General features: G+C 73.3%; 19 protein-coding genes. 9 read left to right on the plus strand and 10 right to left on the minus strand.

Features of this window, described 5'->3' with window-relative positions:
* Positions 1 to 40 precede the first annotated feature (40 nt).
* Positions 41 to 619: a M67 family metallopeptidase gene (locus ACFPL3_RS24280; protein WP_343945199.1), complete on the minus strand. Its 579-nt coding sequence runs from the start codon at positions 617 to 619 to the stop codon at positions 41 to 43.
* Between the two features lie 77 nt (positions 620 to 696).
* Between ACFPL3_RS24280 and ACFPL3_RS24285 the strand changes: the two genes are divergently transcribed.
* Entirely contained in the window at positions 697 to 975 is a 279-nt protein-coding gene (locus ACFPL3_RS24285) for an Rdx family protein (protein WP_343945175.1), read from the plus strand.
* A 10-nt stretch (positions 976 to 985) separates the two neighbouring features.
* On the opposite strand, the gene ACFPL3_RS24290 is transcribed toward ACFPL3_RS24285, so the two are convergent.
* Positions 986 to 1,534 (minus strand): DUF2017 domain-containing protein, encoded by a 549-nt coding sequence (locus ACFPL3_RS24290; protein ID WP_343945176.1) that lies wholly within the window; start codon positions 1,532 to 1,534, stop codon positions 986 to 988.
* A complete protein-coding gene (gene clpS, locus ACFPL3_RS24295; RefSeq protein ID WP_343945177.1) occupies positions 1,531 to 1,827 on the minus strand; it encodes an ATP-dependent Clp protease adapter ClpS in 297 nt (98 codons plus the stop codon). The genes ACFPL3_RS24290 and clpS overlap by 4 nt, the downstream gene beginning before the upstream one ends.
* Positions 1,828 to 1,883: 56 nt before the next feature.
* Here clpS and ACFPL3_RS24300 point away from each other — a divergent pair, with 56 nt between their 5' ends.
* Both ACFPL3_RS24300 and ACFPL3_RS24305 read left to right on the plus strand, forming a co-directional pair.
* The gene (locus ACFPL3_RS24300; RefSeq protein ID WP_343945178.1) at positions 1,884 to 3,185 is read left to right on the plus strand and encodes a nicotinate phosphoribosyltransferase; all 1,302 of its coding nucleotides are present in this window, start codon (positions 1,884 to 1,886) and stop codon (positions 3,183 to 3,185) included.
* On the plus strand, positions 3,182 to 3,736 hold the full coding sequence (locus ACFPL3_RS24305; protein WP_343945200.1) for a nicotinamidase: 555 nt from the start codon (positions 3,182 to 3,184) through the stop codon (positions 3,734 to 3,736). The genes ACFPL3_RS24300 and ACFPL3_RS24305 overlap by 4 nt, the downstream gene beginning before the upstream one ends.
* Positions 3,737 to 4,522: 786 nt before the next feature.
* On the opposite strand, the gene ACFPL3_RS24310 is transcribed toward ACFPL3_RS24305, so the two are convergent.
* Positions 4,523 to 5,395, minus strand: coding sequence for a thioesterase family protein (locus ACFPL3_RS24310; RefSeq protein ID WP_343945179.1), 873 nt, complete (start codon positions 5,393 to 5,395; stop codon positions 4,523 to 4,525).
* Positions 5,396 to 5,525: 130 nt separating this feature from the next.
* Between ACFPL3_RS24310 and ACFPL3_RS24315 the strand changes: the two genes are divergently transcribed.
* On the plus strand, positions 5,526 to 7,541 hold the full coding sequence (locus ACFPL3_RS24315; RefSeq protein ID WP_343945180.1) for an ATP-dependent DNA helicase: 2,016 nt from the start codon (positions 5,526 to 5,528) through the stop codon (positions 7,539 to 7,541).
* A gap of 330 nt (positions 7,542 to 7,871) precedes the next feature.
* Here ACFPL3_RS24315 and ACFPL3_RS24320 read toward each other — a convergent pair whose 3' ends face one another.
* Positions 7,872 to 8,309: a MarR family winged helix-turn-helix transcriptional regulator gene (locus tag ACFPL3_RS24320; RefSeq protein ID WP_343945181.1), complete on the minus strand. Its 438-nt coding sequence runs from the start codon at positions 8,307 to 8,309 to the stop codon at positions 7,872 to 7,874.
* A gap of 77 nt (positions 8,310 to 8,386) precedes the next feature.
* On the opposite strand from ACFPL3_RS24320, the gene ACFPL3_RS24325 reads away from it, so the two are divergent.
* Positions 8,387 to 9,322 (plus strand): SDR family NAD(P)-dependent oxidoreductase, encoded by a 936-nt coding sequence (locus tag ACFPL3_RS24325; RefSeq protein ID WP_343945182.1) that lies wholly within the window; start codon positions 8,387 to 8,389, stop codon positions 9,320 to 9,322.
* 173 nt (positions 9,323 to 9,495) lie between these two features.
* On the opposite strand, the gene ACFPL3_RS24330 is transcribed toward ACFPL3_RS24325, so the two are convergent.
* The 3 genes from ACFPL3_RS24330 to ctaD are packed head-to-tail and all read right to left on the minus strand — an operon-like array spanning position 9,496 to position 13,266.
* Entirely contained in the window at positions 9,496 to 10,209 is a 714-nt protein-coding gene (locus tag ACFPL3_RS24330; protein ID WP_379589661.1) for a peptidyl-tRNA hydrolase, read from the minus strand.
* A 35-nt stretch (positions 10,210 to 10,244) separates the two neighbouring features.
* Positions 10,245 to 11,483: a phosphoserine phosphatase SerB gene (gene serB / locus ACFPL3_RS24335; RefSeq protein WP_343945183.1), complete on the minus strand. Its 1,239-nt coding sequence runs from the start codon at positions 11,481 to 11,483 to the stop codon at positions 10,245 to 10,247.
* Between the two features lie 34 nt (positions 11,484 to 11,517).
* Positions 11,518 to 13,266: an aa3-type cytochrome oxidase subunit I gene (gene ctaD, locus ACFPL3_RS24340; RefSeq protein WP_343945184.1), complete on the minus strand. Its 1,749-nt coding sequence runs from the start codon at positions 13,264 to 13,266 to the stop codon at positions 11,518 to 11,520.
* 152 nt (positions 13,267 to 13,418) lie between these two features.
* On the opposite strand from ctaD, the gene ACFPL3_RS24345 reads away from it, so the two are divergent.
* The gene (locus ACFPL3_RS24345) at positions 13,419 to 13,541 is read left to right on the plus strand and encodes a hypothetical protein (RefSeq protein WP_343945185.1); all 123 of its coding nucleotides are present in this window, start codon (positions 13,419 to 13,421) and stop codon (positions 13,539 to 13,541) included.
* Here the strand turns inward: ACFPL3_RS24345 and ACFPL3_RS24350 are convergent.
* Together ACFPL3_RS24350 and ACFPL3_RS24355 are read right to left on the minus strand one after the other, a co-directional pair.
* Positions 13,525 to 13,833, minus strand: a complete 309-nt coding sequence (locus ACFPL3_RS24350; protein ID WP_343945186.1) for a hypothetical protein — start codon at positions 13,831 to 13,833, stop codon at positions 13,525 to 13,527. The genes ACFPL3_RS24345 and ACFPL3_RS24350 overlap by 17 nt on opposite strands.
* Before the next feature lie 4 nt (positions 13,834 to 13,837).
* Entirely contained in the window at positions 13,838 to 14,644 is an 807-nt protein-coding gene (locus ACFPL3_RS24355; protein ID WP_343945187.1) for a PIG-L family deacetylase, read from the minus strand.
* 179 nt (positions 14,645 to 14,823) lie between these two features.
* Here ACFPL3_RS24355 and ACFPL3_RS24360 point away from each other — a divergent pair, with 179 nt between their 5' ends.
* The 3 genes from ACFPL3_RS24360 (at position 14,824) to ACFPL3_RS24370 (ending at position 19,346) form a co-directional block, all read left to right on the plus strand.
* A complete protein-coding gene (locus tag ACFPL3_RS24360) occupies positions 14,824 to 16,506 on the plus strand; it encodes a DUF4331 domain-containing protein (RefSeq protein ID WP_343945188.1) in 1,683 nt (560 codons plus the stop codon).
* A 75-nt stretch (positions 16,507 to 16,581) separates the two neighbouring features.
* The gene (locus ACFPL3_RS24365; RefSeq protein ID WP_343945189.1) at positions 16,582 to 17,904 is read left to right on the plus strand and encodes a tetratricopeptide repeat protein; all 1,323 of its coding nucleotides are present in this window, start codon (positions 16,582 to 16,584) and stop codon (positions 17,902 to 17,904) included.
* Entirely contained in the window at positions 17,901 to 19,346 is a 1,446-nt protein-coding gene (locus ACFPL3_RS24370) for a High-affinity nickel-transporter (RefSeq protein ID WP_343945190.1), read from the plus strand. The genes ACFPL3_RS24365 and ACFPL3_RS24370 overlap by 4 nt, the downstream gene beginning before the upstream one ends.
* Positions 19,347 to 19,379 lie beyond the last annotated feature (33 nt).

Here is a 19,379-nt window from a genome sequence, read left to right on the forward strand (position 1 = left end):
TGCTCCAGGTGGTTCGGTCGTGGTGCGGGCGGGCGAGGCGTCAGGCCCGGTCCGGGACGTCGTCCGCGCCCGTGTGCGAGAACATGTAACTCTCGACGACCTCGACGTCTTCCTCGGTGACCTCGCCGTCCACGATCCGGAACGACCGGAACTCGTACTCCCCGACCGTGGGCGGGGCCCCCTCGCGAGTGGAGACGATCACGTAGTGGATCCGCGGGTCGCTGAGCGGCCCGGACGCGTAGTCGATGTCGACCTGCGACGGGTACGCGGGGCTGCGCGTGTGCGAGTGGTAGATCACGACCGGCCACTCGTCGCGGTCGTCCATCTCGTCGTTGACGCGCAACCGCTCCTTGCGGTCGAACGTGTAGTACGTGGTGGACGAGCGCTGCTCGCCCTGGTACTCGGCGTGGTCGCCGCTGAGCACCACGGACCGCAGAGCCCGCTCCTCCGCCTCGGCCGCCTCGTCGCCGGAGGGCTTCGCGGCATTGACCATGCGGATGAACCGCTCGGGCCGCTCCGCGCCCTCCGGGCCCGCGATGATCCCGCACGCCTCGTGGGGATGTTCCTCACGGGCGTGAGCCATGACGTCCTCGACGAGGTCGGCCCGGATCACCAGCACGGCGTCCAGCCTACGTTCCGCGTCCACGCGAACGCACATCCACGGGCACGACTCACACCTCTGCCAGACTCGCGGCCATGCCCGCCCCCCGCCTGGAGATCACCTACTGCACCCAGTGCCGCTGGCTGCTGCGCGCCGGCTGGACGGCCCAGGAGTTGCTCACGACGTTCCCGGCCGACCTCGGCGAGGTGGCGCTCGTGCCCGGCACCGGCGGCGTGTTCGAGGTGCGGCTCGACGACGAGGTCCTCTGGGACCGCAAGGCCGAGGGCGGCTTCCCCGAGCTGTCTCGCCTCAAGCAGCTCGTGCGCGACCGGGTGGCCCCGGACCGGAGCCTCGGCCACTCCGACCGGAAGTGAGCAGCCCCGGCTAGCGCACCTGCATGCGCGTCTGCACCAGCGAGTCCTGCACGAACGTGAGCCAGTGGTAGACGCCCAGGTGCGCGGCCCGCGGGTCGTCGACGGGGAGGTCGTCCATGTCCTCGCTGACGTCGAGCGCGGTGCCCAGCGCGAGCCGCACGTCGTTGAGGGCGGTGAGCCACGTGTCGGCCTGTTCGGGCGTGAGCTCGACGCGGCCCCCGGCGTCCGGGAGCGTGTCGAGCACGAGGGCCGCGGCGGCGTCCTTGGCCTCGATGAGCTCCGGCTCGTGCAGCGAACGCAGGCCGGCGGCGAGGTCGGCGTCCTCGGTGGTGAAGTCCGGGAGCAGCCGGGCGAGCACCCGGTCGTCGGGCCGCGTGGACGGCCCGGTGCGCATGCCGGTGAGGACGGCCAGCTCGTCGGCGGGGTTCTCCGCGGAGCGCCCGGCGAGCATCTGCCGGACCTCCGACACCAACCCGCGCAGCACCGCGGCCTCCTGGCCGTCGAAGGTGCCGGCGAGCCGGGTCCTGCCGCCGCGACCTGCCTTCTTCCAGCCGTTCATGCCTTCTGCATCGTGGCCCAGAGACCAGCGGCGTGCAGTTTCGCGACGTCACCCTCGATCTTGTCCTTGTCGCCGGACGACACCGCGGCCTTGCCCTTGTGGTGGACGTCGAGCATGAGCGCGGTGGCCTTCGGCTCCGGGTACCCGAAGAGCTTCTGCAGCACGTAGGTGACGTACGACATCAGGTTGACGGGGTCGTTCCACACGATCGCCTGCCAGGGGACGTCGGCCGTCGAGTCCTCGGCGAAGTCCTGCTCCACCTGGCGGGTGGGTGCGGGTAGCGGCGCGGCCATGCACCCATGGTGACACCTCCCCCATTCGGGCCGCACGGCACATAGGCTCTCGATCCATGACTGGCAGTCCGTCATCGGCCGGGGTGTCCACCGCCCTGTTCACCGACCGGTACGAGCTGACGATGGCGGCCGCCGCGCTCGCCGACGGCACCGCGCACCGGCGCTGCACGTTCGAGGTCTTCGCCCGCAGGTTGCCCGAGGGCCGCCGCTACGGCGTGGTGGCGGGCGTCGGGCGTCTCCTGGAGTCGATCCAGCGGTTCCGGTTCGGCGACGAGGAGCTCGCGATGCTCAGCGACGTCGTCGACGACGCCACGCTGTCCTGGCTGGCCGAGTACCGCTTCTCGGGCGACATCGACGGCTACCCCGAGGGCGAGCTGTACTTCCCGGGATCGCCGATCCTGACCGTCACCGGCACGTTCGCCGACGCGGTGCTGCTCGAGACGATGGTGCTGTCGATCCTCAACCACGACAGCGCGGTGGCGGCCGCTGCGGCCCGCATGGTCACCGCCGCCGCGGGGCGCCCGATCATCGAGATGGGGTCGCGGCGCACCCACGAGGCCGCCGCAGTGGCCGCGGCCCGGGCCACCTACCTGGCGGGGTTCGCCACCACCTCCAACCTGGAGGCGCAGCGCCGCCACGGCATCCCCACCGCGGGCACCGCCGCCCACGCGTGGGTGCTGCTGCACGACGACGAGCTGTCGGCGTTCACCAGCCAGGTCAAGGCGCTCGGGTCGGACACCACCCTGCTCGTCGACACCTACGACATCCGCCGCGGCGTCGCACTGGCCGTCGAGGCGGCGGGCACCGGGCTCGGGGCCATCCGGATCGACTCCGGCGACCTCGGGGTGCTCGCCCGCCAGGCCCGCGAACAGCTCGACGCGCTGGGTGCCACCGGCACGAAAATCGTGCTGTCCGGTGACCTCGACGAGTACGCCATCGCCTCGCTGCGCGCGGAGCCCGTCGACTCCTACGGCGTCGGCACCTCGGTCGTCACCGGCTCCGGCGCGCCCACCGCCGGGATGGTCTACAAGCTCGTCGAGGTCGACGGGCGACCGGTCGCCAAGCGCAGCGAGCACAAGGAGTCGCGCGGCGGCCGCAAGTCGGCCGTGCGTCGCTACAAGCCGACCGGCACCGCGATCGAGGAGGTCGTGCACCCGGCCGCGAACCCGCCCGAGATCGGCCCGCACGACCGGGTCGTCCCGGTGCCGCTGATCCGGGGCGGCGAGCTGGTGGACGGGCTGCCCACCCTGGAGCAGTCCCGCGAGCACCTGCGGGCCGCCCTCGTTTCCGTGCCGTGGGAGGGGCTGAAGCTCTCCCGCGGCGAGCCCGCCCTGCCCACCGTGTTCGAGGGGATCTGATGCGTGCGCTGATCGTCGTCGACGTGCAGAACGACTTCTGCGAGGGCGGCTCGCTGGCCGTCGAAGGCGGGGGCGCGGTCGCCGCCGCGATCACCGACCACATGCACAGCACGGCGTACGACCACGTGGTCGCCACCCGCGACCACCACGCCGACCCGGGCGCGCACTTCTCCGACACCCCCGACTTCGTCGACAGCTGGCCGCCCCACTGCCGCGCCGGCACGCCCGGCGCATCGTTCCACCCCCACCTGGACGTGGCGCCGATCGAGGCCGTGTTCGGCAAGGGCGAGTACGCCGCCGCCTACTCCGGCTTCGAGGGCGTCGAGCCGGGCGGCGCGGGGCTGGCCGACTGGCTGCGCGCCCGCGGCGTCGACACCGTGGAGGTGGCCGGGATCGCCACCGACCACTGCGTCCGCGCCACCGCCCTCGACGCCGCGAAGGCCGGCTTCAGCACCACCGTGCTGCTGGACCTCTGCGCCGGCGTGGCGCCGGAGACCACCGCCAGGGCGCTGGAGGAGATGCGGGCCTCCGGCGTGCAGATCGCGTCCTAGCCGGAGCGAGCAGCACCCCACCGTCGGCGCCCGCCCGGCGCGAGCGACCCGAGCAGCACCACACCGTCGCAGCACCCGCGCGGACGTACGGCTCGGCGCACCCCGCCTGCCCACGAACAGCCCGAGCAGCACATCACGGCGCCCCAGCGACACCCGCGTACTGCTCGGCCTGACCAACCAGCCCGAGGAGCACCTCACCGCGGCGCCGACGACACACATGTGCGACTCGCCCCAACCACCAGCCCGAGCCCGAGGTGGAACACCCGCTGGTCCTCGCGAGCAGCACCACACCGTCGCAGCACCCGCGCGGACGTACGGCTCGGCGCACCCCGCCTGCCCACGAACAGCCCGAGAAGCACCTCACGGCGACCCTGCGACACCCGTGTGCGGCTCGGCTCGATCGACCACCGGCGAGCAGCCCGAGGAGCACCTCACCGCGGCGCCGACGACACACATGTGTGACTCGCCCCAACCACCAGCCCGAGCCCGAGGTGGAACACCCGCTGGTCCTCGCGAGCAGCACCACACCGTCGCAGCACCCACCCGGACGTACGGCTCGACGCGACCAACCGCCCACGAACAGCCCGAGCAGCACCTCACGGCGCACCAGCTACACCTGTGCGCGGCTCGGCTCGATCGACCGCCGGCGAGCAGCCCGAGCAGAACATCACGGTCGCCGAACCAGCAGTCGTGTGCTGCTCGGGCTGATCAAGGACAGCCCGAGAAGTACCTCCCGACTGTCCGGAGACACCTGTGTGCGGCTCGGGGCGGTCGCCGCACCGACCGTCAGACCTCGCGCATGCGGAAGGGCTCCAGCAGTGCGCCGAGGTCGCCGACCACACCGTTCTCGTCGAGCACCCGGTGGGCGCCGACGGCGTCGGCGAGCCCGATGCAGCGGGGGCCGTCGAACAGGCCGCAGGCGTAGCGGGCCGTGGTGTCGTCGAGCTCCTGCACGCCGACGCGGAGCTGGTAGATGCCGGGGTAGTGCACCTCGTCCAGGTACTGGACGGACAGCGAGCTCGGGGCCAGGCCGTCGAGGGGGCCGCCGGTCGGGTAGCCGAGCACGTCGAGGTGCAGCTCCGCGAGGCCGTCGAGGTACCAGCCCGCGAGGCTCACGTTGTTGACGTGGCGGTTGGTGTCGAGGTCGCCGAAGCGGGTGCGCACGTCGAGCCGGAACGGGTACGCCTCGCGCACCCGGCGGGACGGCTCGAGCTCGGGCCGCCGGGTCGCCGGGCCATCGACCCGCAGCTCCTCGAGCGCGGCGCGCACCGAGGCGGGGAGCGGGGCCGGACGGCCGTCGGAGGCGTGGACGCTGACCGACTCGCCCGCCGCGACGCACTCGTCGTCGGCGAAGACGCCGTAGGAGTAGGCGAAGGACGACGTGCCGATGTGCGTCACGCCGACGCCGATGCGGTAGCTGCCGGTGACCCGCAGCGGGGCCAGCACGTCGACGCGCACCGACGCGAGCAGCAGGCGCATGCGGCCGGTCAGGCCGGCGCCGAAACGGGTGCGCTCCACGGTGACCCGGGCGTCCTCGAACCACCGCACGAGCGCGTCCCGGCCGATCCGGCGGCTGGGGTCCAGGTCGCCGTAGCGGGCGTCGTGCTCGAGCAGCACGGGGTAGGACGAGAGGGGGAGCAGAGCTTGCGTGGACGTCACCCGCCCCATGATGGCGACGGGAACGCGGCCGCGGGTTGCGCGTAGTTGTTCATCACGTGTGAACCGCGCAACGTGTACGAGTCCGGGAGTTCCGGCCCGCGGCGTCGGGGTGTGCCGGTAGCCTCGCCGCGTGCCCACCGCCACTGAACTCCCCGGCGTTGCGGAGCTGTTGGAGGCGGCCGTCACGGCGGTCGGGGGTACGCGCCGCGAGGGTCAGGACGCGATGGCCCACGCCGTGCGCAAGGCGCTCGTCAGCGGCGAGCACGTGGCCGTGCAGGCGGGCACGGGCACCGGCAAGTCGCTGGCCTACCTGGTGCCCGCCATCCACCACGCCGCCGCGAAGGGCACCACGGTGGTGGTGTCCACGGCCACGATCGCGCTGCAGCGCCAGCTGGTCGACCGCGACCTCCCGCGCCTGGCCAAGGCCCTCAAGCCGCTGCTGGGCCGGGCACCCACGTTCGCGATCCTCAAGGGCAGGCGCAACTACCTGTGCCTGAACAAGCTGCACGGCGGCGACGAGACCGACCCGGGCGACGAGCTGTTCGACCCGTTCGCCATCTCGGCGATGGGCCGGTCGGTCAAGCGGATCCACGAGTGGGCCGACGACACCGAGACCGGCGACCGCGACGAGCTCGTGCCCGGCGTGCCCGACTCGGTGTGGCGGCAGGTCTCGGTCACCGCGCGCGAGTGCCTCGGGGTGGCCAAGTGCCCGGTGGGTGAGGACTGCTTCGCGGAGAAGGCGCGCGCGGTGGCGGGCCAGGCCGACATCGTCGTCACCAACCACGCCCTCCTCGCGATCGACGCGCTGGAGGGGCGGCCGGTGCTGCCCGAGCACGACGTCGTGGTCGTCGACGAAGCCCACGAGCTGGTCGACCGCGTCACCGGCGTCGCCACGGCGGAGCTCACCGCCGGGATGGTGGCGGCCGCCGCGCGGCGGCTCGGAAAGCTCGTCGACCAGGCCGTCGCCGACCGGCTCGCCGAGGCGGGCGAGGGCCTCGGGTTCGTGCTGGAGGACCTGCCGCCGGGGCGCTGGGAGTCGTTGCCGCGGGCTGCGGCGGGGGCGCTGTCCGCGGTGCGCGACGCCGCGGCCGCCTGCAAGCAGGCGCTCGGATCCGACCGGCGGGAGGATCCTGAGGCCGCCACCGGTCGCAAGATCGCCCAGGCCTCGCTCGACGACGTCGCCGACACGGCGGTGCGCCTGCTCGGCGCGTTCGACGAGCCCGACCCGGCCAAGCGCCACGACGTCGTGTGGGTCGCCGAGCAGGGGCCCGACGGCGCGCGGCACAAGTCGCTGCACGCAGCCCCGCTGTGGGTGGGCGGTCTGTTGCGGGAGCGCCTCTTCGGCCGGTCCACCGTGGTGCTCACCTCGGCCACCCTGGCGCTGGGCGGCAACTTCGACGCGCTGGCCCGGCAGTGGGGGCTGCCGCCGGAGAGCGCGGTGCAGAAGTCGGACGACCCGGTGCCCGACCCCGACGCCCCGAAGTGGTCCGGCCTCGACGTCGGGTCGCCGTTCGCCCACGCCAAGAGCGGCATCCTCTACGTCGCCAAGCGGCTGCCCCCGCCGGGCCGCGACGGCCTGCCGCCGTCCTACCTCGACGAGATCGCCGGGCTGGTCGAGGCGGCGGGTGGGCGCACGCTCGGGCTGTTCTCCTCGATGCGCGCGGCCAAGCAGGCCACCGAGGCGCTGCGCGGGCGGCTCGACACGCCGCTGCTGTGCCAGGGCGAGGACTCCACGATGCAGCTCGTCGCGAAGTTCGCCGCCGACGAGGCCACGTCGCTGTTCGGCACGCTCTCGCTGTGGCAGGGCGTCGACGTGCCCGGGCCGTCGCTGTCCTGCGTGATCATCGACCGGATCCCGTTCCCGCGCCCCGACGACCCGCTGGTGGCGGCCCGCCAGCGCGCCACCGATGCGCGCGGTGGCAACGGCTTCCTGTCGGTGTCGGCCACCCATGCGGCGCTGCTGCTCGCCCAGGGCGCCGGCCGGCTGCTGCGCGGCATGGACGACCGCGGCGTCGTCGCGATCCTCGACTCGCGGCTGGCCACGGCCCGCTACGGCGGGTTCCTGCGCGCCAGCCTGCCGCCGTTCTGGGCCACGGACGACCGGGAGAAGGTGCACGGCGCCCTGCGCCGGCTGCGGGGAGCCTGACGCGCGGCGCCCGGCCAGGCAGCCACGTTCACGACTGTGAACGGCCCGGCCCGCGCATCCCGGCCTGTGACGACGCGGCGGGGTGCCGATGTCGCCGTCAAGCGGCGGGCCGCTGCCCATCCCGTCGACACGCCACAGACACCCTCCTCCGCTGCCCTGTCCCCCGCGAGCTCCGACAACAGCGCGGCGTGCTGGCGTGGCGCTGGAGCAGCTCACTCCAGACGAAGGCCGGCATCCGGGAAGCGAGTTCGTCGAGGTCGAGGCGGGAGTCGGCGAGCACGGAGAGCCACTCGACGTCGTCCGGGGTGGCGGAACGCCAGAGGTCGACGGTCACGCTCGACGCCGGGGGCGACTCTCCAGTGCGGTGGCCAGCAGCTCGTGCAGCGTGCGTTGCTGCTCGACGTCGAGTGCGGCGAGCGGGGAGACCTCGCCCACGCGCTCCATGAGGCTGCGGCGCAGCTGCTCGCCCGCGGGGGTGAGCACCAGGGTGCGGACGCGGCCGTCGGCGGGGTGGGGGCGCCGCTCGGCGAGCCCCTTCTCCTCGAGCCGGTCGGCCAGCAGGGTGATGTTGGACGGGTCGCAGTGCAGCCGTCCGGCGATCTGGCGCAGCGGCATCGGGTCGACGTCCGGGTCGATCGCCCAGACCAGGTGGGCGAGCGAATCGGTGATCCCGGCCTCGCGCACGGCGGCCCGCAGCGCCTCCGAGACCGCCCCGGCCATGCTGAACACCTGCTCGACGAGCGCGGGGGTGAGGTCGGAGCGGATCACCTCACCATGCTAGTGCTTGACAATCTCCTTGAGTCAATCAAGCATTCTCGTTGAGCCCTCAAGGATTAGGAGTTCGCGTGACCACCTGGGACCCGAGCGCCGTCCCCGACCAGCAGGGGCGCCGCGTCATCGTCACCGGAGCGAGCGGGGGCCTCGGCCTCGTCGTCGCGCGCGAACTGGCGCGGCGGGGGGCGCGGGTGGTGATGGCCGCGCGCGACGTCGCCAAGGCCGAACGGCACCGGTCGGAGGTGCTCGCCGAGCACCCGGCCGCCACCGCCGAGGTCCGGCCGCTCGACCTGCTCGACCTCGACTCGATCCGCGAGTTCGCTGCCTCGGTCACGGCCGAGCCCGTGGACGCGCTGGTGAATGTGGCCGGCATCGCCGGTGGACCGCTGCGGCGCAACGCGCAGGGGTGGGAGAGCCACTTCGCGACCAACCACCTGGGCCACTTCGCCCTCACCATGCTCCTGCTCGACGCGCTCGACCGGGGGTGGGAGCCGCGCGTGGTCACGGTCAGCTCCACCACGTACCGGTTCGGGAAGCTGGATCTGGACCGCGACGACCACCTCACCGGCGGGCGCCGCTACTCCCCCATGCGCGCCTACGCGCGCTCGAAGCTCGCCTGCATGCTGTTCGGGCTGGAGCTCGACCGCAAGCTGCGCGCCGCGGGCTCCGAAGTGCGCAGCGTGCTCGCCCACCCGGGCACGGTCGGTGCCGAGATGCAGGTCGACCGCGCACCCACGCTGCTCGGCTGTCTCATGGCGCCGCACACCACCACGACGGCGAGCGCGCCCGAGCAAGCGGCCCTGCCCGTCGTGTACGCGGCCACCGTCAGCGACATCGAGGGCGGCACGTTCGTCGGCACGCGCTCCGAAGGCCACGGCCCGATGCGGGTGGAGCGGCTCCCGGTGCGCGCCCCCGCCGACGACATCCGGCTGGCCGAACGGCTGTGGACGCACTCCGAGGAGCTCACCGGCGCCCGACCCGCGCTCTTCTGCGGTACGCGGCACTGAACTCGAACACCCGCCCACATCGTCGGGCACGTCCCACAGACGCCGGGCGGGTGGCGCGAACGCCCGGGGGAACCCCCGCGTCGACGACGCCGCACCCGGGACGAAACGCGTATCTCGGCTCGTAGGACGCGGGACTCGCCGGGGCGGGGTGGGGGGACGCGTGCCGGGCGACCTCAGGACGAAGTGGCGATACAGGTGATCGTGCCGGGCGCCACCTCGGTGAACCCCGCATCCCGCACCGCCACCGCCTCGCCGCGCCCGGCCGCGGCGCACAGCTGTGCCCACCGGTCGGGCTCAGCGTCGCGCACCGCGAAGTGCGGCACGGAGGTCAGGCCGTGGGCTGCCGCGTACAGCATCGAGGCGTGCCCCACCTGGGCGGCCGCCTTGCCGACCGTCAGGTCCAGCCCTGCGTTCACCCAGATCACCGGCGCACCGGGCGGCACGGGGCCGGGCTCGTCCGGCTCGAGGTCCGTGCCCCCGATCTGCAGCCGGGACACCACCTTCGGCACCTCGTCCACCGGACCCGGCAGCAGCGCCCGCACCTGCGCGCCGTCGACCTCCCACGTGACGCCGGGCAACTCCTGCACGGCCGCCCAGTGCGCGCCGCGGGCCCGGCGGGCGATCTTGCGGATCTGCGTGGCCACCCAGATCGACACGCTGTCGTGCCACTCGCCCCCGGGCTGGGCCCGCGGGTCGAGGCAGACGGCCAACGCGGCGGCGGCCGCGGCCTCCAGCACGGGGGTGCGGGCCGCGGGCGGGCGCTCCAGCCGCAGGACGACCGGCATCGCGCGGACGATCCCGTCCGACACCGGCTCGGCTCCGCGTTCGTACCGCGCCGCCAGTGGGGCCAGCACGGGTGCCTCGGCGAGCGACTGATCAGCGTTCACGCCGTCCCCAACGCGCCCGCGCATCTCCTGCTTCCTCAGGGGATCGGGACGCGGCGCAGCACACCCTCGGCGGCATCGGCGCGCTCGACCTCGTCCCTGGTGATGCCCAGGACGAAGAGCACGACGTCCAGGTACGGGTGCGACAGCGCCGTGTCGGCGACCTCGCGCAGCGCAGGCTTGGCGTTGAAGGCGACGCCGAGCCCGGCGGTGGAGAGCATGTCGATGTCGTTGGCGCCGTCGCCGACCGCCACGCACTGCTCCAGGGGCACCCCGAAGCCGTCGGCGAACCGGCGCAGCGCCACTGCCTTGCCCGGCCGGTCGACGATCTCACCCACGACCCGCCCGGTGAGCCTGCCGTCGACGATCTCCAGCTCGTTGGCGGCACAGAAGTCCAGCCCCAGCTCGTCGACCAGACCCTTGATCACCCGCGTGAACCCGCCGGAGACGACCCCGCAGCGGAACCCGAGCCGCTTCAGCGTGCGGATCGTGGTGCGGGCGCCGGGCGTGAGCTCGAGCTTCGCCGCCACCTCGTCGAGCACCGTCTCGGGCAGCCCCTCCAGCACGGCCACGCGGCGGCGCAGCGACTCGGAGAAGTCCAGCTCGCCGCGCATCGCCGCCTCGGTGACGGCGCGGACCTCGGCCTCGGCTCCGGCGTGGGCCGCGAGCATCTCGATGACCTCGCCCTGCACGAGCGTCGAGTCGACGTCGAAGACGATCAGCCGCTTGCTGCGTCGGGCCAGCCCCGCGCGCTCGACGGCCACGTCGACGCCCGCGGTGCGCGCCACCTCCACGAGCCGCGCCCGCAGGGTGCCGGGCGGGTAGTTCTCACTGCCGCCGCCCGGCTCCGGCGAGACCATCAGCTCGAGCGCGGTGACCGGGTAGTCGGCCACGCGGCGGATCGAGTCGATGTTGGCGCCCACGTCGGCGAGCGCGGCCGCGACCGACCCGAACGCGCGCGCGGTGATCGGCCTGCCGAGCAGCACCACGACGTGCGAGGAGTACCGGCGGGCCGCCAGGTCGTCGCGCACCTCGAGCGTGGTGTGCACCTGCATGGCGATGCTCGCCATCGCCTGCTCGACGGCCTCCTGCAGGCCCTCCGGGTCGTGATGGGCCTCCACCACGACGCCGAGGGTCAGCCGGCCGCGGATCACCACCTGCTCGACGTCGACCAGGTCGACGCCGTGGCGCGTGAGCGCGGCGAACAGCACCGAGCTCACACCGGGCCGGTCCGGGCCCGTGACCGTGATGAGGACGCTCGTGCCGGTGTCTGTCATCGACTGGTGGTCATCGATGCGGTGGCCGCGCTGCCTAGCGCGACTTCGGATCGTCGCTGGGCAGCGTCTCCCCACCGATCTTCGCCGAGGCGAGCTCGCCCGGGTCGGCGTGCCCGATGTGCGCCTCGTTCCGGAAGCGCTCCACCAGGTGCGGGTAGTGCAGCTCGAACGCCGGGCGCTCGGAGCGGATCCGGGGCAGCTCGGTGAAGTTGTGCCGCGGCGGCGGGCAGGACGTGGCCCACTCGAGCGAGTTGCCGAAGCCCCACGGGTCGTCGACGGTGACCACGCGCCCGTAGCGGTAGCTGCGGAAGACGTTCCACAGGAACGGCAGGGTGGAGGCGCCGAGCACGAACGCCCCGATCGAGGACACCGCGTTCAGCGCGTTGAACCCGTCGATCGGCAGGTAGTCGGCGTAGCGGCGCGGGAAGCCCTCGTTGCCCAGCCAGTGCTGCACGAGGAACGTGAGGTGGAACCCGACGAACGTGAGCCAGAAGTGGACCTTCCCCCACGTCTCGTCGAGGAACCGGCCGGTCATCTTCGGGAACCAGAAGTAGATCCCGGCGTAGGTGGCGAACACGATCGTGCCGAACAGCACGTAGTGGAAGTGCGCCACCACGAAGTAGGTGTCCGAGACGTGGAAGTCCAGCGGCGGCGAGGCCAGCAGGATGCCGGTGAGGCCGCCGAACAGGAACGTGGCGAGGAAGCCGACGCTGAACAGCATCGGCGTCTCGAAGGTCAGGCGGCCCTTCCACATGGTGCCGATCCAGTTCACGAACTTGACGCCCGTGGGGATCGCGATGAGGAAGGTGGTGAAGGAGAAGAACGCCAGCAGCACGGCGCCCGTGGCGTACATGTGGTGGGCCCACACGGCCACCGACAGGGCCGCGATCGCGATCGTCGCGTAGATCAGCGTCTTGTAGCCGAACACCGGCTTGCGGCTGAACACCGGGAAGATCTCGCTGACGATGCCGAAGAACGGCAGGGCGACGATGTAGACCTCGGGGTGGCCGAAGAACCAGAACAGGTGCTGCCAGAGGATCACGCCGCCGTTGGCGGGGTCGAACACGTGGGCACCGAAGTGGCGGTCGGCCAGCAGGCCCAGCAGCGCGGCGGTGAGCACCGGGAACGCGATCAGGATGAGGATCGCCGTGACCAGGATGTTCCAGGTGAAGACCGGCATCCGGAACATCGTCATCCCGGGCGCGCGCATGCAGACGATCGTTGTGATGAAGTTGACGCCACCGAGGATCGTGCCGAGACCGCCGATCACCAGGCCGACGATCCACAGGTCGGCGCCCGCGCCCGGCGAGCGGATCGCGTCCGACAGCGGGGTGTAGGCGAACCAGCCGAAGTCGGCGGCCCCACCCGGGGTGAGGAAGCCGGACAGCACGGTGAGCCCGCCGAACAGGAACAGCCAGTACGAGAAGGCGTTCAGCCGCGGGAACGCGACGTCCGGGGCCCCGATCTGCAGCGGCACGATGTAGTTCGCGAAGCCGAACAGGATCGGCGTCGCGTACAGCAGCAGCATGATCGTGCCGTGCATCGTGAACAGCTGGTTGTACTGCTCGGTGGACAGGAACTGCAGTCCGGGAACGGCCAGCTCACCGCGGATCAGCAGCGCCATCGCCCCGCCGGCGAGGAAGAAGGCGAACGACGTGACCAGGTACAGGATCGCGATGTCCTTGGGGTCGGTCGTCCGCAGCATCTTCAGGAAGGTCGAGCCCTTGGGCGACTGTCGCGCCGGGTACTCCGGCGCGATCGGCTTGGGGGCGACGGCGGTCACTGGTCCTCCTGGAACTGCCGGCGGCACGAAGGTGGGCCGGGTGGCCCAGCTCGGGATGTTAGCTCTACCCGTCGTCGAAGGCCGAGCCCGGGTGGTGGGCCCCACGTTGCGGCTCCACGCGGCGCGCGGCCGGGAGGGTCGATGATCCCGGCATGGGATCGACCGGGGTCGTCATCGGACCGGGGCTCGCCGTCGCGGGTGTGCTCGCGGTGGCAGTGGTGCTCGAGCTCGTGGTGCGCGGCCGGCTGCGCCGCCCCGTCACAGAGGCGGCGTGACCATCGAGGCGCGATGGGCCTGGTGCGAGGAGGGGGAAGGGAAGTACGAGTTGTGCTCGACGTGGTCGCCGACCAGTTCGCGGACCGCGCCGACGACCTCCACGGCGAGATCCGTCGCCGCACCGGGCGCGCGGCCCGACACGTGCTCGAGCAGCTCGCGGTCGGCCACGAACCCGACCCCGGCGAGCACGGCGTCCAGCTGGCGGGCCACGGCTGCCCCGTCGCCACCGGGGGCGGTGCTCCCCGGCACCCGCAACGTCTTCCGGACGATCGTGCGCAGCAGCGGGTCCACAAGATCACCGTAGCGGCGTGAACAGCTCCTCGAACAGCTCGGACGCCGCCGGGCTGGGCACCGGGTCGACGATGTAGAACTCCGTGCCCATCCCCAGCGCGAACACCGGGTCGGGCATCGCGAGCAGGAAGTGGTCCGGCGCCATCTGGCTCGCGTGCGCCCGCATCGAGGCCCGCTTCTGCTCGACGAAGTCGACGGCCTCGACGCGGTGGGTGATCTCCGCCTCCGGCTTGCCGAACGTCGGGGCGTCGAAGTTCGGGGGCTCCCAGCCCTCCGGCATCTGACCGGACTCGGCCATGCCGCGCATCCCGCGGATCATCCAGTCGCGGTTGATCGTGTGCTGCGCCACCACCGGGACGGCGGACAGCTCGGCGGCGCGCATGCCGACCCGGTGCACCTGGATGTGGTCGGGGTGGCCGTAGCCGCCGTTGTCGTCGTAGACGGTGAGGACGTCCGGCTCCTCCTCGTCGAGGATGACCGCGAGGCGGCGCGCCGCGTGCTGGACGTCCGCCTGCCAGAAGCAGTAGGGCGCGTCGTTGGCCGGCTCGCCCATCATCCCGGAGTCGGTGTAGCCGAGGAACTCCACGCGCTTGGCCCCGATCGCCGCTGCCGAGGCGTAGCACTCCGCGGAACGGCGCACGGGGAGCTGCTCGCCCGGCTCCAGCACGCCCGGGACGGGCTCGCCGAGCTCCCCGCGGGTGGCGAAGACCAGCACGACCCGGTGGCCGGCCGCGGCCGCCTTGGCGAGGGTGCCCGCGGTGGCGATCGACTCGTCGTCGGGGTGTGCGTGGAAGGAGACGATGGTGCCCACGCAGATCACCCTACGCAGGAGCCGAACCGCGGGCGGGGGGTCGTGCGAAGGCATGGGCAGACCGGCACGACCCGGACCCACACGCCCGGGTCTGCGGCCGGCGGTCGATCCGTTCACCAGAACCGGGACGGCGGGGGCCGTTCACCCGGTCGTCTCGTGCTGCCCATGGAGGGAAGCGCATGTCCCGTCGCACATCAGCCGTCTCGGCGGCAGTCGGCACGGTGCTGCTCGGCGCCGTGCTGGCCGGCACCGGAGCAGGTCCGGCCGCTGCCTCGAGCCACCGCGAAGCGCCCTTGATCGCCGCGGACCCGGCCGTGGACAACACGGACCTGTACGCGTTCGTCAGCCCCGACCGGCCGGACACGGTGACGTTCGTCGCCAACTGGTTCGGGCTCCAGGAACCCAATGGCGGGCCCACGTTCTACCCGTGGGCCACCGACGCGAACTACGACATCAACATCGACACCGACGGCAACGCGAAGCCCGACGTCGGCTACCGGCTCACGTTCACCACGCAGGACCGGCGGGGCAACGACACGTTCCTCTACAACGACGGCCCGGTCACGAGCCTGGACGACGAGAACCTGCTGTTCCGCCAGCACTACACGCTGTCGGTCAGCAAGGGCGGCGGCTGGACGAAGCTCCTCGAGGGCCAGGTGGCGCCCTCGCAGCTGGGGGCGGCGTCGATCCCGGACTACGCGGCGCTGCGCGACCAGGCGATCAAGGACGTGCCCGGCGGCGGGAAGGTCTACGTCGGCTCGGCCGAGGACCCGTTCTTCGCCGACCTGCGCGTGTTCGACCTGCTCTACGGCGGCGACCTGTCCGAGGTCGGCCAGGACACCCTCGCCGGCACCAACGTCAACACGGTGGCGCTGCAGGTGCCGCTCACGGAGGTCACAGCGAACGGTGACCCGGAGCGCAACCCCGTGATCGGCGTGTGGAGCGACACGGAGCGGCGCTCGCTGCAGCTGTCCCCGGGCACAGCGACCGCGGTCGGCGAGCCGGTGCAGGTGTCGCGACTGGGCAACCCGCTCGTCAACGAGGTCGTGCTGCCCGCGGGCCTGAAGGACGCCTTCAACGGGCTGACCCCGGTGAAGGACGCCACGATCCCGGACGTCGTCGCACGGGTGACCGAGCCGGAGGTGGCGAGGCTCCTCGACGGCATCTACGGCGTGCCGGCTCCGGCGACGCCGCGCAACGACCTGGTCGAGATCTTCCTGACCGGGATCGCGAAGAACGCGCCGACGCTGGACGGGTCGCCGCCGCCGATCCAGGCGGACCTGAACAGCCACGTGCTCAACGCCGACACCGACCCGAAGCGGTTCCAGCCCTCGGAGATGCTGAGGCTGAACACGTCGATCGCTCCGGCGGACGACCCGAACCGGCTCGGCGTGCTGGGCGGCGACCTGCAGGGCTTCCCGAACGGGCGGCGGCTCACCGATGACGTGATCGACATCGAGGTGCAGGCGGTAGCGGGCGCGGCGCAGGCCGGGACGCTGGTCGACGCGCTGGCCGCGGGCGACGCGGTGGACGCCAACGACGTCGCGTTCCTCGACGAGTTCCCCTACGTCGCGCTGCCCGGCAACGAGACCCGGGCGGACACGGGCGGCACGAAGCCGTCGGCGGTGACCGGGCCGTCCACCACCGGCGGAGGGGACGCGGGCATCCCGACCGCCAGCGACTCCTGGGTCGGCAACGCGGCGTTCAGCTCGCCCATGATGCCGATCGCGCTGGGCGCCGGGATCGGTGGCGCGCTGCTCGCCACCAGCGTGGCGCTGCTCGCCGTGCGGCGACGCGGCCGGGCCGCCCCCACCGCACCGGGGCCGGCCGACCACGCCGGTCCGCCGGCGCCGCCACGCTGACCGGCCGGGGGCGGCCCTGACCGATCGGGCCGCCCCCGTGCCCCCCACCCCTCCCGCCCACGGACAGGACTTCGCATGTCGACCTCCACCCTGCCGCCCGCTCCGCGGGCGCTGTGGCGCCGGGTCCTCCCCGTCGCCGCCCTCGTGATCGCGGGCCTGTTCGTCGTCGGGCAGGCGTTCTGGCCGGCCACGCTGCCGGCAGCGGTCCCGCAGCCGGTCGGCGACCGGCTCACCGCCTCGATCGAGCAGCTGCGGGACCGCCTGCGCCGGGTCCCCGACGACCCGGTGACGTGGGCGAACCTGGGCGCCGCGTACGTCGAGCAGGCCAGGGCGCTCGCCAATCCGGCCTACTACCCGCAGGCGCAGGGTGCGCTGGACCGTTCCGTCCAGCTGCAGCCCGACGGGAACGCCGCGGCGCTCACCGGACTCGGCGCGCTCGCGGGCGCCCGGCACGACTTCGCCGCCGCCCGCCGGTACGCCGAGGACGCGGTGGCCCTCAACCCGGCGAGCGTGGAGGCCCACGGGGTGCTCGCGGACGCCACCACTCAGCTCGGCGACACCGCCGCCGCCACGGCCGCGGTGCAGCGGATGCTCGACCTGCGCCCGGGCGTCGCGTCGTTCACCCGGGCCTCGTACGAGCTGGAGCTGCACGGCCGCACGGACGGTGCCGTGGCGGCCATGCAACGGGCCCTCGAGGCCGCGACCGGCCGCGACGAGATCGCGTTCTGCCGCTACCACCTGGGCGAGCTGGCATGGGGTCGCGGGAACCTCGACGAGGCGGAGAGCCAGTACGCCCGCGGCCTCGCCGCGGTGCCCGGTGACCCGGCGCTGCTGCAGGGCCGGGCGAAGGTGCTCGCCGCGCGCGAGCGCACCGACGAGGCCGTCGAGGGCTACCGGCTGTTGACCGAGCGGGTGCCGCTCGCGCAGTACCTGCTGGAGTACGGGGAGTTGCTGGAGTCGGCCGGTCGGGTCGACGAGGCGCGGGCGCAGTACCGGCTGATCGCCGACCAGCAGCGGCTCTACGCCGCGCAGGGCTCGTCCGACGATCTCGTGGCGGCCCAGGTCGCGGCCGACCACGGCGACCCGGCGGAGGCGCTGCGTTCGGCGCAGGCGGAGTGGGACCGGCGGCACAGCGTGTTCACCGCGGACGCGCTTGCATGGGCGCTGCACAAGGCCGGCCGCGACGCCGAGGCGCTCCCGTACGCCGAGCAGGCCGCAGGGCTCGGGCGGCGCGACGCCACGGTCGCCTTCCACCGCGGCATGATCTTGACCGCGCTCGGCCGCACCGGCGACGCCATCGGTGCCCTCGAGGAGGCGTTGCGCACCAACCCGCACTTCTCACCCCTGCACGCCCCGGTCGCCCGGCAGACCCTCGACGCACTGGGGGCCGCGCGATGACCCGCTGGTGGTCGCGGGCAGGCGCGGCCGCCGCGCTCGCCGCGGTGGCCACGCTCGCGCTGCCCGCGCAGGACGCGCAGGCCCACCCGCTGGGCGACGTCACGGTCAACCACCACGACGGTCTGCGCCTGTACGCCGACCGGGTCGAGCTCTCCGCGGTGGTCGACCACGCCGAGATCCCGACGTTGCAGCTGACCCCCGTGCTGGACCGCGACGGCGACGGCACCGTCTCGCCCGCCGAGGCGCAGGGCGGCGCGGATGCCGAGTGCGCCGCGGTGTCCGGGGCGGTGTCGCTCACCGTCGACGGCTCCGAGGCGGCCTGGACGGTGGTGCACGCCGGCCTGACGACGCCTCCCGGCGAGGCAGGCCTCGCCACCACCCGCGTCGAGTGCGAGCTGCGGGCGGAGGCGGCGCTGGACCGGGCCGCCGAGGTGCGGTTCGCCGACTCCCACCTCGCCGACCGGATCGGGTGGCGGGAGATCACCGCGACGGGCGCGGGCGTGCGGCTGGCCGGCTCGACGGTGCCCGTGGAGAGCGTGAGCGGGCAGTTGCGGGCGTACCCGGTCGACCTGCTCGCCGATCCCCTCGACGTGCGCTCGGCGGTGCTCCGGGTCGAGCCCGGGGTCGGCGGGGGCGCCGGCGCGGGGCCGTCCGGGTTCGCACCGGTGACCAGCTGGCTGGGTGAGGTCGACCGGTGGTTCACCCGCCTCGTCGGCGGCGCCGAGCTGACCGCGGGCGTCGGCGTGCTCGCCGTGGCGCTGGCGCTCGTGCTGGGGGCGTCGCACGCGCTGCTGCCCGGGCACGGCAAGACGGTGATGGCGGCCTACCTGGCCGGCCGCCGCGGCACCCGCCGGGACGCGCTGCTGGTGGGCGCCACCGTCACCGCGACCCACACGGCCGGTGTGCTCGTGCTCGGGCTGCTGGTCAGCGTCTCGACGGCGGTGGCGCCCGACGGCGTCCTGCGCGCTCTCGCGGTGGTGAGCGGCGTGCTCGTGGCCGGGGTCGGGGTGGGCCTGCTGCGCTCCGCGGTGCGCGGGGAGGCCGCGGTCGCGGCCGGGCACGGCCACGGTCACGGGCACGGACATAGGCACGGCCACGGGCACGGGCACGACCGGCGCTACGGCCGCGCCGCGCTGGTCGGGCTCGGGGTGGCAGGCGGGCTGGTACCGAGCCCAACGGCCCTGCTCGTGCTGCTCGGCGCGATCGGGCTCGGCCGGAGCTGGTTCGGCGTCGTCCTCGTGCTCTGCTACGGGCTCGGGATGGCCGCCACCCTCACCGCGGCCGGGCTGCTGCTCGTGGGTCTGCGGGACCGGCTGGAGCGGATCCGCGTGCCCGAGCGCCTCCGGCGGCGGGCGGCCGGCCGAACCCCCGTGCTGACGGCCGCACTCGTCCTCGTGGTCGGTCTCGGCATCGCCGTTCGGGGGTTGGCAGGCGCCCTCTGAGCCCTATGGTTCACATCACACGAACCGGTGACC

This window comes from Pseudonocardia zijingensis (genome assembly GCF_042657305.1).
GTDB lineage: Bacteria > Actinomycetota > Actinomycetes > Mycobacteriales > Pseudonocardiaceae > Pseudonocardia > Pseudonocardia zijingensis.